Below are 15,772 nucleotides of genomic sequence, written 5' to 3' on the forward strand. Positions count from 1 at the left end.
TCCACATGGTTTTTTCTTTTTTTCTATAGAGTAAGTTTGTTTCCGCCTGTTAACCGGCCTATTCTTTCACCGCACCCACCACGATGCCGGTTACGAAATAGCGCTGCAAGAAAGGGTACACGAGCAGGATGGGCAGAGCGCTGATAAAGATCTGCGACGCCCGGATCGTACGCTGAGACAGGCTGGCAACGGCTGCCGGGTCCAGCTTCGACATGTCCGCCTGCACGATGATCGTCTGCATAAACGTGGCAAGCGGGAGCTTCTCCGAATCCCGGATATAAATGATCCCGTCGAAATACGAATTCCAATGCCCGACCATCATAAACAAGGAAACGGTAGCCACGACAGGCAGGGAGACCGGCAAGTATACGCTCAGGAACGTGCGGAACTGCCCCGCCCCGTCGATAAAGGCCGCTTCCTCCAAGTCTTTGGGCACCGTGCGGAAGAAGTTCATAAGCAGAATAATGTTAAAGACGCCCACCAGTCCGGGAAGAATAAGGGCCATTAACGTATTCATGAGACCGAGCTTCAAGATCAGAATATAGCTTGGAATCAGTCCGCCGCTGAACAGCATCGTCACGACAAAATACCAGAGATACAGATTGCGGGCACGGAATACGTGACTTTCTTTGGACAGAGCGTAGGCGGCAATGGTATTCACGACCAGAGCCAGCGCCGTCCCGATCACGGTTCTCTGCACGGACACCCACAACGACGACAGGAAATTCGCGTTATCGAAAGTTTTGGCGTAGGCTTCGAATGTAAAACCGATCGGCCAGAAGGTGACCAGTCCCGCATTGGCCGGCGCCGAAGCGCTGAGGGACACCATCAGCAGATGATACAGAGGAAGCAGGCAAAGAATGGCCAGAACCGTTAAAAACACATTATTGAACAGACTGAATATCCGGTATGGCAGTGTTTTATGATACATGCGCTCTCTTCCCTTCTAGAAAATTCGGTACCCGGCAAACCGGTAAGCCAGTCTGTACGAGATTGCGATCAGGATCAGACTGATGAACGATTTGAACAGGCTGACGGCCGTGGCAAAGCTGAACTGCCCGCTGAGAAGACCTTCCCTGTACACGAACGTGTCGATAATATCGCCCTGCTGGTAAATGAGCGGGCTGTACAGGTTGAACACCTGGTCAAAGTTCGCGTTGAGCACGTTGCCGAGCGCCAGAGTCGCAATCACGATCGTAATCGGGATGAGCGCGGGAATCGTGATGTAGAATGTCTGCTTCCAGCGTCCGGCCCCGTCTACTTCTGCCGCTTCATACAGCGAGGGATTAATGCCGGAGAGCGCCGCCAGAAAGATGATCGTATTGAAGCCGAATTCCTTCCAGACGTCACTGAAAATGATCGTGAACCGGAACCAGTTTCCGTCTCCCAGGAAAAATATCGGCTTGATGCCGAACACGGCAGCAAGAAACTGGTTGATAAGTCCGGTTTGGGCAAGCATATCGATCAAAATGCCCGAAAGCGTCACCCAGGACAGAAAGTGCGGCAAATAAACGAGCGTTTGAATCGTTCTTTTCAGCGCCATTTTCCGCACTTCGTTAAGCAGCAAAGCAAAGAAAAACGGAATGATCAGATTCATGACCATTTTCGAACAAGCGAAGAATAACGTGTTCCACGTGATTTTTAAAAAATAATCGTTTTCCCACATATACCGGAAGTGCTTCAATCCGACCCAGGGAGAGCCGGAAATTCCCAGCGCGGGTTTATAGTCCTGGAAAGCCATAACAATCCCCGACATGGGGATATACGAAAATATAAATACGAGAACTTCCGCCGGCAGAACCATAAAGTGAAGGATCCAGGGCTGCTTGTAGCCTTTTTTTGCGTCTGTGCGCCGGGCTTTGCCGGCATTAACCTGCTGCACCGTGTTCACTCCCATCGCTCTCTCCCGCCCCAAAAAATTATTTTGTGTGTACGATGAATCTCTGCTATAAATAGTAGCAAGCATTTCGGAAAGCTGACTATAGTACAATGTTAGGCTGCCATAGGGATATATTAGGGGCAGGGTCTGGAGGAGATCGGAATGGGTTTGGGATTAGCGGGAATCGTTACGAAGGTCCGAGGAAAAGCACGGTACAGATTCAGTCTGTTTGCCAAAATGAACACCTTGATCATCGTGCTTTTTATCCCTATTATTCTTGTGTATACGTATTCAAACGACGTGACTTTCAATGTCCTAAGCACGGAGCTGCAGAAGTCCAACACCAAACAGCTTACGTTTTTATCCGGTCAGATCGATTCGCGCATCAGTCAAATGATGGATTTCAGCCTCGTCTTCTCGAAAGATCCGAATGTCAGTAAATTCAACGGATTGAATATATGGGAAGACCGCTACGACCGGATGCAGACGCGATACGTCATTCAGGAGAAAATGGCGCTCCAGTCCCGGGTGACCGACATTTGGCCGGCCCGGTACGCGGTCTACTCCCAGCAGAACAAAGACGTGATCTCTAATTACAAATCGCCGGCCTTCGACGAGCAATATTTAGAGAACAACAGGAGCGGAAAATGGACCTACGGGGACGGAAGCCGCAAAGCTCCGGGAGGACTGGACGCTTTTTACTGGTTCTATACGGACTCTCTGGCCCAGCCCGGCATGCTGACGGGCAGCAGTCTCGTCATCGAAGCGAGCTTCAGCTACGAGAATATCCAGAATATGCTGGATACCTACAAAGCGGGCGGACAAGGCGATCCGTTTTTTTACCACAAAGGGGATACGCCGATCTTGAACCGCAGTGCGGATAAGCGCCTGTCGGAACAATTGATAAGCTACCTGGACGTGCATTCCCCGGACAATACGACGCAGCATGTCGTCAAGCTGGACGGCAAAAATTATCTGGTCAGCTCCGTCAAATCGTCCTACCTGGATTGGCATCTGGTTGACGTGGTTCCGCTCGATCAGATTCTGGGCCCCATTTCGTTCAGCCGGGATCTGTTCTATCTCTCGATGTTCCTGCTGTTCGTGGTCGGCATTTCGGCCTCGATTCTGCTGTACCGGAACGTCCAGAAGCCGATTCTCAAGCTGATCAACGGACTGCGCCGTGTTCAGCGCGGAGACTATTCCGTCCGTCTGCATACCCGGGACCACAACGAATTTTCATTCCTGTTCTACCGGTTTAACGATATGTCGCGCCAGATCCAGGACCTTATCGAGAACGTGTTCAACGAGAAAATACGTGCCCGGGAAGCGACGCTCAAACAGCTCCAGGCCCAAATCAATCCCCATTTCCTGTATAACTGCCTGGGCTACATTATTAATATGGCCCAGATGAAAGAGGAGGAAGCCGTCGTCGCGATGGCGTATAATTTGAGCGCCTATTACCGCTATACCACGCGGATGGAACGGGAGACGGCCTCTCTCGAAGAAGAGATCAAGCTGCTTGTCAACTATCTCGATATCCAGAAGCTCCGCAACGGCCGGATCGATTACCGGATCGACATTCCCGAAGACATGCGCAGCCAGTCCGTTCCGCGCCTGATCCTCCAGCCGATCGTGGAAAACTCCGTCATTCACGGAGTCGGCAAATCCTACACGTCCGGCGAAATCCGGATCACCGGCGAGATGTCGGACGGCTTCTGCCGAATCTATGTGGATGACGACGGACCGGGATTGAATGCCGAGCAGGAATCGGCGCTGAACCGGAAAATGCGGGAGCCGCTGCAGGAAGAAATGGGCTGCGGCTTGTGGAACACGAATCAGCGCATCATGCACCAATTCGGCAGCCGGTCCTATCTGGCTTTCGTCAAATCGCCGCTTGGCGGACTCCGGACCGAAATCGTCTGGGAGATCCCTCCTGCCGCAACGACATCCGACTATTCGAGACCTCAAGGAGACCTTAGACATGCAAATGATCATCGTTGACGACGAAGCCCACTGGGTGGACAACCTGGCGCTGCATAAACCGTGGCACGAACTCGGAATCGAACAGGTGCACCGGGCTTACTCCGCCTTCGAGGCGCTGCAACTCATAGATACTCATCCGATCGATATCGTCATCTCGGACGTTCAGATGCCCGAGATGACCGGCATCGAACTCATCGAACGAATAAGAATCCGCGACAAGAAGATGAAATGCATCATCTTGTCCGGACATTCGGAGTTCGAATACGCCAAAAAAGCGCTCCTGCACAACGCCGTCGATTATCTGCTTAAGCCGCCGACCGACCAGGAGCTGTTCGGCGCCGTCAAAACCGCGATGGATCAGCTAAACGCAGAATGGGAGCTGGTCAGCTCGCTGGAGCGCACCCGGCATACGCTGCGCGAGAATTTGCCCATTCTGCGCGGACAGCTTCTGCTCGATGCCCTGCAAGGCCGCCGTCTGTCCATAGACGAATGGCGCCGCAAGCTCAGCGACTACGGGCTGCCGTTCCATTTTGAGAACAGCGCGTTAATGCTCGTCAGGCTTGAAGAAGAATTCGGCCGGTACAAGAACAACGGACAGCCCTTGATCGAATATGCCATCATGAATATGGCCGAGGAGATCCTGGGCGAATTCATGGAAGTGTGGGGCGTCAAGGAGGAGCACGGTTATCTTGTGTTTCTCCTGCAGCTCAAAGAATCCGCCGGCGGCGCCGGACAAGAAACCCTTCTGGAGAAGCTTTCCCAGCAGCTCCAGCACAAAGTGAAGCAGTTCCTGAAAGGCTCTCTCTCCATCGTTATCACGGAATGGTTCGCCTTTCCGGAGCAGCTGCCCGACCGTTTCCGGCAGGCTTCCGCCTATTTCCGGGAAATCGTCGGCGACGAACGGGATTTCGTTGTACGCGTCAACGAAGTCGACCACACGCCGGCGCAGGGGCCGCTGAACGCGCTGTACGTTCCCCCCTCCCTCATTAACCTGCTGGAGGCCGGTCACTGGGATGCGGCGGAAGCCAAGCTGACGGCCGTTTGCACGGAGCTGGAGGAGAAATGGCCGGAATCCTGGGAGCACTGCATGGAAGCCGGATTCCTCATCGCCGCCTCCTTCAGCAATCTCGCCCACCGCAGCGGCTATACGCTTACGAAGCTGCTCGAAACCGGCGATATGGAGGCGCTGCAAAGCGGAGAGGCTTTTGTCACCATCAAAAAACTCGGGAAATGGTCGCTGAGCGTGCTTCACAAGCTCAAAGAAGCCAGCTCCAGCAGCGTCAAGGACAGCCGCTCCCAATACGTGAAGAAGATCCAGGATTACGCGGATAAACATTTGCACGAGGACGTCTCCCTGCGGGCTTTGGCGGACCATATCAATTTGCACCCGACCCATTTGTCCAAAATATATAAAATCGAGACGGGCGAAGGCATCAGCGATTATATATCCCGGCTTCGCATGGAACGCGCCTGCCATCTGCTCAAGGCCACCGGCAAAAAAGTGTATGAAATCAGCATGGAAATCGGCTACATGGACCCGGCCTATTTTATCAAAGTGTTCAAACGCCATTTCGGAGTGACGCCCCAGGAATACCGGGACGGGGCTTTATTACCATGACAGATTCCTATCGAAACTAACAAACTCATATAGATGCTTTCCCCGGAAAGTTGATACAGTAACACATGTAAAGATCACACGAGTAGGGGGAATTGAAGAATGGTCAAGTTCAGGAAATGGGGATCGGTTCTCATTGCGGCGGGACTCGTTACGCTTACGGCCTGCGGCGGGGCATCGGGCGATACATCGAAAGGCAGTACGTCTTCCTCCGGAGCCGAAGCCGCCTTCTCGAAGGGAAAATATGATCCGCCGATTGAGATCAGTTCGGTGCTGATGCCCAAGAAGTACGTTCAGGGCGACACCAAAGAAAACAACGTCCACGACCGCTGGATGCTGGAAACGTTAGGTATCAAACATAAGGATACCTGGTATCCGGCCAATGATGACCAATATAAGCAAAAGCTGCAGCTTGCGATCGCTTCGGGCGAAAAACTGCCCGACTTCGTATCCGTGCCGACCAATCCGGTACTGACCAATCAGCTTATCGATTCCGGCCAGTTCATGCCGATTGACGAGCTTTTCGATAAGTACGCCAACAAAATTTTAAAAGATCATTCCGCCGCGCATCCGGAATTATGGTATCCGTTCACGAGAGACGGCAAGAAATACAACATGCCGATTCTCGAGTATACCGACAATGACGACACCCTTTTGTGGCTGCGCGAAGATTGGATGGAAAAGCTGAACCTTCAGGCGCCTAAGACGATTGCCGATCTGGAAAATATCATGGACAAATTCAAAAACCAAAACCCGGACGGCCTGGCCCCGAAAGATATTTTTCCCCTTGCGATTTCGCTGAAAAACAATACGAACACCTGGATGGGTTCGCTCGACTGGCTGTTCGGCGCTTACGGGACGATCCAGGAGCAGTGGAACAAAGACGCTGCCGGCAGCCTTGAATACGGCTCCACCAACCCGGGTGCCAAAGAAGCCCTCGCCAAACTGAAAGAATGGATGGACAAAGGCTATATCCATACGGATTCCGCTCTTTGGGACGAAGCCAAATCGGCGGAAAGCTGGACCAAGGGAGCCGCAGGCATTCTGCCCGGAGCCAACTGGGTGCCGGACTGGCCCGCGCCGGATCTGCTTAAAAACGTAAAGGGCGCGAAATATAAAGCCTATCCGATACCTGCCGGACCTAACGGCCTAATCGGGACGAAATGGCAAAATTCCGGCGTAAACGCCAGTATCATGATCAACAAAGACGCCAAACATCCGGAAGCGATTTTCCTGTATTACAACTACCTGCTCGACAATCTGGCCAACCCGGCAGCCGGAAGCAAATATGAATACGGCTTCGCAAAAGGCTACGACTGGGATCTCATCGACGGGAAACCGACCAGCGACAAAGAGAAAATCAAAAATTTCTCCAACGAGTTCCCCTTCTTGACCGGCCCGGCCCGGATTCCGGATCTGTATATGAAAACGCTCGTGAAGCTAGCCGACGGTAAAGCACCGGAAACTCCTTACGAGAAGCAGATGGCCGAATTCCGCAAACCGGAAAACTGGGCGGCTGCCAAAATCGTCATGTCCCAAAAGGACATCCGCAAGCAGAATTATTTCACAGGGGCGGCTACGCCGACGATGGTGTCCAAGTGGAACCTTCTCCGGCAATCGGAACTGGAAACGTTCAACAAAATTATTTACGGCAAACTGCCCATCACCGCTTTTGACGAATTTGTCGCCAACTGGAAAGCAAACGGCGGCGAGCAGATTACGAAAGAAGTCAACGACTGGTATAAGTCGGTCTCATCCAAATAAAGATTTCACCGAAAAAAGCCCGGCAAACGGATCGCTGAGCGGTCTGCTGCCGGGCTTTTTGGTTTAGAAAGCGGAAGCCCGGAACTTACCTCCGGACTTCCGTTTTTTTCGTGTGATTATCGTGCTTAGAATACCGTCCTTACCGGTCCGTCCCGCTTTCCCTCCTAGATCGTCTCAGTTCCCCTGACCGCCCTCTTCGGCAAGAAACGCGTCCACGTGACGGGTGTATTTCTCGTACCACAATTCCCATTCCTCCTTCCGGGAAGGCATTTCCTCCCCGTCCAGCAGGAGCCGGACAACCTCCAAGCATACGTGCCAGCCTGCAAGATCTTTCGGGGTATGCGCGGTTATGGCTTGCAGCTTTTCGATCAAAACCAATCGGCATCCTTCCGGTTCGGGATACAGCTCAAAACGTACCCGGTCCTCTCCCCACGTATATTCGAGTATGGAGGGAGGATGCAGATCCAGGATGTCCAGTTTTTCAAAGCTGCCGTCCGGCATATTGAATCGGATAAATCCGCCTTCACGCAGTTCCCCTACCTCCAGCTCGGAAAACCAGCGGGACAGCTTGTCATTCTCCGTAAGCATGGACCACAACGCCTCAGCGGAATGCCCAAAAGAACGGTCAAATCGTACGACGTATCCGTCCGGGGACTTTTCAAGAATCGCCAGCATTCTAATCTCCTCCTCGTTACTCCACAATTTCAGATCATTTCGACGGCGGACGTCTGACCGGTTGTTCTTCTGTTAGTTTATCAGCCGGTAATGTAAAAACAAAATTCCTAAGCAATTTCGACGGAAAATATCTTCTTGTCAAAGTAGATTAATAAAGAATTTTACCATCTAGTCATCAATCTACCAAATATAGTAACTACAATCATCTATTGGTATTGTCAAAAAAACACTAGTATATGGGTGTACTAGTATTTAATTGTATTAGAGCGAGTTCTTGGCCGATTACAAGAAACGCTCCAAAAAAATTAATGAAAGAAGGTCATTTGATGAAAAAAATCGGTATTTCACTGCTCTCCCTCTTTACGTTCCTGTTCTTTGCTTCCTCCGCTTTTGCCGTCACCGGAGAAGGCGCCGCGCGTCTGATCACGACCACCAAGCATACGGCCATCCAGGGAACGCTGACGATCCCGAGTGCTTGGAATGTATCGAATGACGGCAGCTACATCGCGTTCTACCTCGGTCTGGGTGTCGTATGCGAAGGCGGCATTTCATTTAAGCCTTCCACGGGCTGGAACAAATTCCTGAACTGCGGCGGCGGCGAAGGAAGTGCCTCGAACAAAACGGCACCACTGACTGTTCAGCCCAAAGCCGGGGATACCATCTCCCTGAAGCTGGTCAATAACTTGAACGACACCGCCACTCTCTATGTAAACGGCGTCGCGGCTTATACAAACCTTCCGGTTGCGAATGCGGGTGCGCTTAAAGCGGCAACAACCGTAAAAATGGTTCATTCCACGCTGGATAACCAGGACAAAAACAGCTACACCAACGCTTCTTTCAGCAACGTGCTCGTGCAATCGCAATCCGGCGGCAGCTACACAACTTTCCCGAGCAATATTTCTCCGGACTTCCCGCTCGGCGGCAAAGGGGATTATGTGATCAATTCGAGCAATCCGCTGGGCACCACGTTAAAAGCCGGCAAATAAAACGACGGCTGCATAACCGGACGGCAGCGCCATCCGTGTGCGATACGGCTCGTACACCGCTCGCCTTCCTAAAAAGAACCGCTTTTCGCGGTTCTTTTTTTGATTTTACGGGAGGAAACCGGAATTTCTAAACTAAAAGTTTAAAGTGCTAAGATAATCTTTATGGGCTCCGATACCCTAAAATCCACATAATATCACCGCTTCCTTATCACTTGCATCTATGTTGTATAGTGAGGATATAGGATGAAAGGAGTGGTTGATATGTACGTTAAGCATGAGCGGCCCGGCCCCGTGGAGTATGCCGAGTTGAGAAAACTCGCAGGGTTAGCTCCCTTGGAAGAAGCCGCAGCCGCGGCCGGTTTGAACGGCTCCATTTTCACGGTTGTTGTGCGCGACGAGAAATCCCGGCTCATGGGAATGGGAAGAATCGTCGGGGATGGAGCCTGCTATTTTCAAGTGGTGGATGTACTGGTGCATCCTTCCTGCCGGGATCAAGGGACGGGTACCGAAGATACGCTTATGAAGGAAATTGTCCATTACTTGGAGGAAAATACGTCCGAAGGTGCCCAGGTGATTGTCATTTCGGATACGCCGGGAATCCGGTTGTACCAATCGTTCGGGTTTAAGCTGATGTATCCGGACTTTTACGGAATGTCGAGAAATTCCCGGCTGCCCGTTTAAAAAGCTCGGAAGATTGATCACGGATGAGTTTCGCGTAAGCCTCGGGTGAGCCTCGGTCCGCTCCGGCGAGCAAATGCTTGCTGGCGTGTCTGAAGCTTCCCCCCTCCCGTAGAGAAACGCGCCCGCCCGCCGAGAACGGCCCCCGCACGAATAAAAAGGTTCCTGAACCTGCCTTGAGAACAAGGCGGTACACGAACCTTTTTTGGGTCTTGCATTTCCGCGCCGGAATGTATCGCTCCTACCCCATCATCTGCTTCACAAGCTCGCGGTTCCGCTTCTTGAAGATTTCGTTATGAGAAGAAACCATGCCGGTTTTATCCGAGCCGGGCTGGATATACTGCTTCGCCTGGTTGACCGCGTTCGCCGCATCCTGGAATGCGCCCGCGATTAAATGAAGCTTGCCGTCATGCTTCAAAATATCCCCGGCCGCATAAAGCCCTTCCACTGTCGAGACGCTCGAAGCATTGCCCGCAATGTAGAAATCGTCCGCAAGCTCAATCTCCAGCCCGCTGCTTTTAAGCAAAGTGCTGTCCCGTTCATAGCCGTGATTGATGATCACTTCATCGACCGGCACATGTGTAAGTTCACCCGTCAGGTGATTCGTCAGTTCGACATACTCGATAATGTCGTGGCTGGAAGCGGCGATCAGCCTCGTGATCGACGAATTCAGGAAGCAGACGGCGGAGCCCTCCATCAGCTGCTTAACCTGCGCTTCATGCCCGGTTAGCGCATCTTTGCGGTGGGTCAGATACACCTGCTTCGCTACGGATTCCAGCTCGTTCGCCCAGTCGACCGCCGAATTTCCGCCCCCGGAAATGATCACCGTCTTGTCCTTGAAGCGCTGCAGCGATTTCAGCGTGTAGTTCAAGTTCGAAACCTCATACCGCTCCGCTCCCTCGATTTGCAGCCTTTGCGGCTTCAAGATTCCTCCGCCGACAGCCACGATCACCGTTTTGGAATAATGCGTTTGCCCGGAAGCGGTATGTAAAACAAAATTTCCTTCGTCGTCGCGGTCAATCGACTCCACTTTCTCGTTCAGCACCACTTCGGGACGGAACGTCAATCCCTGTTCCACCAGCTTTTCAATAAGCTGGGCCCCGGTAAGAGGCGTATGTCCCCCGACGTCCCAAATCATTTTCTCCGGATACACATGAATTTTCCCGCCCAAATGCGGCTGAAATTCGATGATCTTCGTTTTAAGTTCCCTTAACCCACTATAGAAAGCAGAGTAGAGACCCGCCGGCCCCCCTCCAATGACGGTTACATCGAATAGGTCTTTCTCGTTCATGTTCCCTCACTCCTTGCCTAGAGTTGTGATTGATTATCATTCTCAATAAAATATACGACCTTTTCTTGAATTTTACAAGTCAAACTGCGGGTTGACAAATGTTTTCTCCCCCATTAAAGTATGTTATGTGCTGATGATGATAATCATTATCAATAAAATCGGCCTTTATTTTTACACAGCTACTGGGGGTTGCATCATGGTTCGCCTATATACAGATGAACTGAACATTGGGTATGGGGAACGTTTAATCGTTAAAAATTTGAGCGTATCGTTTCCCGACCAAAAAATCACGACGATTATCGGCGCCAACGGCTGCGGCAAATCGACGCTGCTGAAAGCCGCTACGCGGATTATTTCCCATCAGTCGGGCTCTATCCTTCTGGACGGAGAACTGATTTCCAAGGAAAATACAAAGGTTTTGGCCCGAAAAATGGCCATCCTCCCCCAGTCTCCGGAAAGCGCAAACGGGCTTACGGTCGGCGAACTCGTATCCTACGGCCGGTTTCCGTATCAGACGGGCTTCGGCCGGTTATCGAAGAAGGACTACGAAGTCATCGATTGGGCGCTGGAAGTCACGGGAACGAGTGAGTTCAAGTACCGGCCCGTCGACGCCTTGTCGGGAGGACAGCGGCAGCGTGTCTGGATCGCCATGGCGCTGGCTCAGGAGACGGACATTATTTTCTTGGACGAGCCCACCACGTACCTCGATATGGCGCATCAGCTGGAAGTTCTTGAGCTTCTGCAGAAGCTCAACCTGGAGCAGGGACGCACGATTGTCATGGTCCTTCACGACCTCAACCAAGCCGCCCGGTTCGCCGACTACATCATCGCCCTCAAAGACGGCGAAGTCGTAAAAGCCGGGAACTGCGAAGAAGTGATCAGCCATGGAGTTCTGAAGCAAGTGTTTCAAATCGACGCGGAGATCGGCCGCGATCCGCGTACGGGCAAGCCGATGTGCTGCACCTATAACTTAATCAAGGGAGATTGACATCATGAAAAAACTGCTTCTACCCATCCTGCTCGTTCTCGTTCTCGCTCTATCCGCCTGCGGCACCAAGCGGCAAGACATCGCCGATAAAGGAGGCGCTTCGGACAGCAAACAACCTGCGACGATCACCTACCAGTCCGAAAGCGGTCCGGTTGAAGTTCCCGCAAATCCCCAGCGTGTCATCGTACTATCGTCCTTCACCGGCAACGTGATGGCTCTCAACGTAAACCTGGTGGGCGTGGATTCCTGGTCCAAAAAGAATCCCCGTTTCGATAAATTAAAGGACGTACAAGAAGTTTCCGACGAAAGTCTGGAAAAAATTATCGAACTGAAACCGGATCTGATCATCGGCCTCTCCAATATCAAAAACGCCGACAAGCTGAAGCAGATCGCTCCTACCGTCACGTTTACATACGGAAAAGTCGATTACCTCACGCAGCATCTGGAAATCGGCAAACTGCTCAATAAAGAAAAAGAGGCCAAAGCTTGGATCGACGATTTCAAAAAACGGGCGGCTAAAGCCGGTGACGATATTAAAGCCAAAATCGGAGCGGACAAAACGATTTCCGTCATTGAAAGCTTCGAGAAACAGCTGTACGTCTTCGGCGATAACTGGGGCCGGGGCACGGAAATCCTTTATCAGGAAATGAAGCTGAAAATGCCCGATAAAGTGAAAGAAATGGCGCTCAAAGACGGCTACTACGCCCTCTCCGCCGAAGTACTGCCGCAGTATGCCGGCGATTATGTCATCTTCAGCAAAAATCCGGATGCCGATCATGCGTTCCAGCAGACGGATACGTACAAAAACATCCCGGCCGTTAAAAACGGTCATGTGTTCGAAGCAAACGCCAAAGAGTTTTACTTCAACGATCCGCTTACCCTCGATTATCAGCTCGATTTCTTTATCAAGAATCTCGGCAAATAAGCGGCGCCATCCTGAAGGGATTCTTTCTCGAAAGAATTCCTTCTTCCATTCCAGTACAGAAAAGATGAGACGGATGAACAAACAAAACCCGCGTATCCTACCTTTTTCATTCAAGCTTGCAGCAGGTATCGTCGTATTTGCCGGCCTGTTTATGGCGGCTATGCTTTTCGGCGCGGCCGATGTCACCGTAAAGGATGTCTGGCTTGCTCTCACCTCTTCCTTGGCGAACGAGCAGATTACCCTGCTCCGGGAAATTCGGCTCCCCCGCGAGGTTGCCGCCATTTTCGTAGGAGCGGCGCTGGCCGTATCCGGCGCAGTCATGCAGGGCATGACCCGCAACCCGCTGGCCGATCCCGGCCTGCTTGGTTTAACCGCCGGCGCTAACGCCGCGCTCGCCTTCACCATCGCGTTCGTCCCGGCGGTCGGCTACTTCGGCATTATGACGGCCTGCTTTGTCGGGGCCGTTATCGGAGCCGGACTCGTTTTCGGTATCGGCACGCTCAAAAAAGGCGGATTCTCTCCACTCAGAATCGTATTGGCGGGCGCCTCCGTGTCCGCTTTCCTTTACGCCGTTGCCGAAGGAATCGGACTTGTTTTCAAAATCTCGAAAGATGTGTCGATGTGGACCGCAGGCGGTCTGGTCGGTACGACCTGGGGCCAGCTTCAGGCCATCGCTCCTTTTATCGCGGCAGGGATACTTATCGCACTCGTTCTCTCGAAGCAGCTCACCATTCTCAGCTTGAGCGAAGAGGTTGCCGTAGGGCTGGGCCAGAAGACGCTCCGGGTGAAAGCGGTTCTTTTTGTGGTGGTCGTCATGCTCGCCGGCGCCTCCGTGGCTCTCGTCGGAAATATGGCGTTTATCGGCCTGCTGGTCCCCCATATCGTCCGTGCCGTCGTCGGAACCGATTACCGGTTCATCTTACCTATGTCGGCCGTATGCGGCGCGTCTTTCATGCTCTTCGCCGACACGCTCGCGCGAACCATACACGCCCCTTACGAGACGCCTGCAGCGGCGATCGTAGCCATGCTCGGGCTGCCTTTTTTCCTGCTCATTGAACGCAAAGGAGGGAGAGCCCTGTCATGATCCATCCTTCCTTAATCAGAAAACAGCGGCTTCTGGTCGCGGGAGTTATCGTGCTAATCGCGTTAACCATTCTGGCCGGAATGGGCCTCGGGTATTCTTCCCTGTCATACGACCGGCTGGTTCCCACACTGCTTGGGCAAGGCTCTTTCAAGGAGAATTTTGTCTTGTTCTCCATCCGGCTGCCGCGAATTATCATCACTCTCCTGGCGGGGATGGGACTGGCCCTGTCCGGCGCGGTTCTCCAAGGCATTACCCGCAACGACCTCGCCGATCCGGGTATTATCGGGATCAATTCCGGCGCCGGCGTCGCCATTGCCGTTTTCTTTCTGTTCGTCCCGATTGATCCCGGATCTTTCGTTTATCTGCTGCCTGTCGTCGCTTTTACAGGCGCCCTGATTACCGCCTGTCTGATCTACCTGCTGTCGTACAGCCGCAAAACCGGCCTGCAGCCCGTAAGGCTCGTGCTGATCGGCGTAGGATTCTCCTTGGCGCTGTCCGGCGTCATGATTGTGATCATCTCGTCCGCGGAACGGGTCAAGGTCGATTTCATCGCGAAATGGCTGGCCGGAAGCATCTGGGGAGCGGATTGGCCATTTATCGGCGCCATTCTCCCTTGGCTGATCCTCCTCATTCCGTTCGTGCTGTATAAGGCCAACCGCCTGAACCTGCTCGGCATGAGCGAAAGCGTCGCCGTCGGCGTCGGCGTCGCGGTTGAGAAGGAGCGGGCCGCCCTGCTGCTTGCTGCCGTCGCGCTCGCGGCATCCGTCGTTTCCGTAACGGGCGGCATCTCCTTTATCGGTCTTATGGCGCCCCATATCGCGAAATCGCTCGTCGGCCCGAGAAACCAGATGTTCATCCCCCTCGCCATTCTGCTCGGCGGCTGGATGCTTCTCATCGCCGACACGATCGGCCGCAATATTATCGAGCCCGACGGTATCGCGGCGGGAATTATGGTCGCCTTGATCGGTGCCCCGTACTTCATCTATTTATTGCTGAAAAAATAAAAGAAACCCGTCAGCGCGAAGGCTGATGGGTTTCTTTTTTTGTTCCCGGCTCCAGTAAAGCGCTGAGCGCTTTACTCATTTCAGGTGACCGGGACCGATCTGTTTGGTCAAGATCGGCGGGCAAAGCTGAGAAAGCCGCCCGGTTCGGCAGTTTTTTCTGCTATAAAATACGGGTTCCGATCCAGCCAGTAGAGTTCGCGAAACAACACCGGTATGGGATTGATGCCGCGGTATCCCGCCCCATATGCATAAAGGTTCTACACGGCCCGGGACTCGATCAGCGTCCCCTTGACGATAATCCGGTGGGTCGGATTTTTCATCGGGTGGCAAGTGATAAGTGTAATTTCACTATCCTTGCCGTTGCCTTGAAGTACCTCCACCTGTTGCGGCAGTACGTACCGCTTCTCTTTGACTTCGTAAATAAACTTATCGGAGGCTGTATCCACTTCGATCGTATCGCCGACGGCCACTTCATCCAGCCGGTTAAAGTTTTTACCGTAAGCGAAGTTTCGGTGACCGGCAATGGCATAGTTTCCGATTTGCCCCGGTTTCCCCGTATTGGAGATGCTTGCGAGCGAAATTTTCAAGTTTTCTACAGTGGCGTCTGTCAGAACCGGGAGCTTCAACTGGATTTTGTCGATCACCAGGACTCCCTCCACGTGTTTACCGCCCGTCGCAAGCGAAATCGGGTCTTCCGCTGTGTTTGGAGCTTGCCCGGCAGAAGAAGCGTCTGTCTCGTTCTCCGGCTCCGATTGGTCGATAATTTTCAAATTGGCCTGCCACTGGTCCAGCAGCCTGCTCTGCTGCATATTTTCGTATCGGTCCTGCAGAGTCGGATACAGAAAAACAGCGATGCCCAGAATCACGCACAGCAGGGGAAATATCCGTTTTGTCATCTGA

At 52.6% G+C, this 15,772-nt stretch carries 14 protein-coding genes; 9 read left to right on the forward strand and 5 right to left on the reverse strand.

Going from position 1 to position 15,772, the window contains the following annotated elements:
• Window positions 1-58: 58 nt before the first annotated feature.
• Window positions 59-931, reverse strand: coding sequence for a carbohydrate ABC transporter permease (locus tag PCH01S_RS04070; RefSeq protein ID WP_009674270.1), 873 nt, complete (start codon window positions 929-931; stop codon window positions 59-61).
• A 15-nt stretch (window positions 932-946) separates the two neighbouring features.
• Window positions 947-1,897, reverse strand: coding sequence for an ABC transporter permease (locus PCH01S_RS04075; RefSeq protein ID WP_042227040.1), 951 nt, complete (start codon window positions 1,895-1,897; stop codon window positions 947-949).
• Window positions 1,898-2,041: 144 nt separating this feature from the next.
• Here PCH01S_RS04075 and PCH01S_RS04080 point away from each other — a divergent pair, with 144 nt between their 5' ends.
• The 3 genes from PCH01S_RS04080 (at window position 2,042) to PCH01S_RS04090 (ending at window position 7,241) form a co-directional block, all read left to right on the forward strand.
• Window positions 2,042-3,880 (forward strand): cache domain-containing sensor histidine kinase, encoded by a 1,839-nt coding sequence (locus PCH01S_RS04080; RefSeq protein ID WP_042227041.1) that lies wholly within the window; start codon window positions 2,042-2,044, stop codon window positions 3,878-3,880.
• A complete protein-coding gene (locus tag PCH01S_RS04085) occupies window positions 3,861-5,480 on the forward strand; it encodes a response regulator transcription factor (protein WP_042227042.1) in 1,620 nt (539 codons plus the stop codon). Before PCH01S_RS04080 ends, PCH01S_RS04085 begins: the two co-directional genes overlap by 20 nt.
• 99 nt (window positions 5,481-5,579) lie before the next feature.
• A complete protein-coding gene (locus tag PCH01S_RS04090) occupies window positions 5,580-7,241 on the forward strand; it encodes a type 2 periplasmic-binding domain-containing protein (RefSeq protein ID WP_042227043.1) in 1,662 nt (553 codons plus the stop codon).
• Between the two features lie 174 nt (window positions 7,242-7,415).
• On the opposite strand, the gene PCH01S_RS04095 is transcribed toward PCH01S_RS04090, so the two are convergent.
• Complete coding sequence (locus tag PCH01S_RS04095) at window positions 7,416-7,916, reverse strand: SRPBCC family protein (protein WP_042227044.1); 501 nt, start codon at window positions 7,914-7,916, stop codon at window positions 7,416-7,418.
• Between the two features lie 326 nt (window positions 7,917-8,242).
• Here PCH01S_RS04095 and PCH01S_RS04100 point away from each other — a divergent pair, with 326 nt between their 5' ends.
• Window positions 8,243-8,902 carry a hypothetical protein gene (locus tag PCH01S_RS04100; protein ID WP_042227046.1) on the forward strand — a complete coding sequence of 220 codons (660 nt, stop codon included), beginning with the start codon at window positions 8,243-8,245 and terminating at the stop codon, window positions 8,900-8,902.
• Window positions 8,903-9,163: 261 nt separating this feature from the next.
• Window positions 9,164-9,583, forward strand: coding sequence for a GNAT family N-acetyltransferase (locus tag PCH01S_RS04105; protein ID WP_042227048.1), 420 nt, complete (start codon window positions 9,164-9,166; stop codon window positions 9,581-9,583).
• 238 nt (window positions 9,584-9,821) lie between these two features.
• Here the strand turns inward: PCH01S_RS04105 and PCH01S_RS04110 are convergent, their stop codons facing one another.
• On the reverse strand, window positions 9,822-10,871 hold the full coding sequence (locus PCH01S_RS04110; protein WP_042227050.1) for an NAD(P)/FAD-dependent oxidoreductase: 1,050 nt from the start codon (window positions 10,869-10,871) through the stop codon (window positions 9,822-9,824).
• Window positions 10,872-11,067: 196 nt separating this feature from the next.
• Here PCH01S_RS04110 and PCH01S_RS04115 point away from each other — a divergent pair, with 196 nt between their 5' ends.
• The 4 genes from PCH01S_RS04115 (at window position 11,068) to PCH01S_RS04130 (ending at window position 14,872) form a co-directional block, all read left to right on the forward strand.
• On the forward strand, window positions 11,068-11,859 hold the full coding sequence (locus PCH01S_RS04115; RefSeq protein WP_042227051.1) for an ABC transporter ATP-binding protein: 792 nt from the start codon (window positions 11,068-11,070) through the stop codon (window positions 11,857-11,859).
• A 4-nt stretch (window positions 11,860-11,863) separates the two neighbouring features.
• Complete coding sequence (locus PCH01S_RS04120) at window positions 11,864-12,784, forward strand: iron-hydroxamate ABC transporter substrate-binding protein (protein ID WP_042227052.1); 921 nt, start codon at window positions 11,864-11,866, stop codon at window positions 12,782-12,784.
• A gap of 73 nt (window positions 12,785-12,857) precedes the next feature.
• The gene (locus PCH01S_RS04125) at window positions 12,858-13,868 is read left to right on the forward strand and encodes a FecCD family ABC transporter permease (RefSeq protein WP_042227053.1); all 1,011 of its coding nucleotides are present in this window, start codon (window positions 12,858-12,860) and stop codon (window positions 13,866-13,868) included.
• Entirely contained in the window at window positions 13,865-14,872 is a 1,008-nt protein-coding gene (locus PCH01S_RS04130) for a FecCD family ABC transporter permease (RefSeq protein WP_042227054.1), read from the forward strand. Before PCH01S_RS04125 ends, PCH01S_RS04130 begins: the two co-directional genes overlap by 4 nt.
• 257 nt (window positions 14,873-15,129) lie before the next feature.
• Here PCH01S_RS04130 and PCH01S_RS04135 read toward each other — a convergent pair whose 3' ends face one another.
• Window positions 15,130-15,768, reverse strand: a complete 639-nt coding sequence (locus PCH01S_RS04135) for a class D sortase (RefSeq protein ID WP_042227055.1) — start codon at window positions 15,766-15,768, stop codon at window positions 15,130-15,132.
• Window positions 15,769-15,772: the final 4 nt, after the last annotated feature.

Source organism: Paenibacillus chitinolyticus NBRC 15660, from assembly GCF_000739915.1.
Lineage (GTDB): Bacteria > Bacillota > Bacilli > Paenibacillales > NBRC-103111 > Paenibacillus_F > Paenibacillus_F chitinolyticus.